Raw genomic sequence first — 662 nt, forward strand, 5'->3', positions numbered from 1 at the left:
CGCTCTTGTGAAGCACGTTGTTGATTTTCAGAGGGCGGCGTCGAGAGCATGTTTGAGCGCTTCGTCACCTGGTTTTCTGTAGAGTTCACAGCGGAGCTGAAAGGCTCTGAGATACGGCGTTAGCTTGTCTTTTGACACTCCTCGGTGAGGCGAGAGCCACCGTCGCGTCAGCGACGCGTGGCTCTCGCAGGTGTTGACGTGGATATCGCCGTCAGCGTATTCTCCGTCGCCGTGGACGACGTATTTGCGGGTGAATGTGTCGTCTTCTTCGAGCGGTTCGTACGCTCGAAATCCGTCCGTATAGACGGTCAGCGACTCCTCATCGTGGTCAGCAAGCAGGAGTCGAACGGTCGATTCGTCGGCGGATTTCGCTGGCACGACGTACCGATCGTCCGAGCCACGATCGACCAGCGTGAACACCGGCGGTTTGTCGCCATCGTACGATCCTCGACCACGCGTGGACAGGCCACGCGAGCGCGACTCCTGGTCGCGCTCGCGGCCTTTGAGACCGGCAGAGACGTACAGTTCGTCGATTTCAACCGGTCCAGACAGTGTGATCGAAGGCGCGTCGAGCGCGCTGGCGAAGCGCTCGACGCGCCGTCTCACCGTTCTGTACGAGAGGTCGAGTTCCGCCTCGATCTGGCGAATACTCGTGTTGAACC

General features: G+C 59.8%; 1 protein-coding gene. It reads right to left on the reverse strand.

All coding sequences use genetic code 11. The features are described 5' to 3' along the window. Positions 1-27 precede the first annotated feature (27 nt). Positions 28-662, reverse strand: a 635-nt coding sequence (locus C437_RS12150; RefSeq protein ID WP_004517259.1) for an IS1595 family transposase, incomplete at its 5' end; no start/stop codon positions are given.

Source organism: Haloarcula vallismortis ATCC 29715, from assembly GCF_000337775.1.
Taxonomy (GTDB): Archaea; Halobacteriota; Halobacteria; order Halobacteriales; family Haloarculaceae; genus Haloarcula; species Haloarcula vallismortis.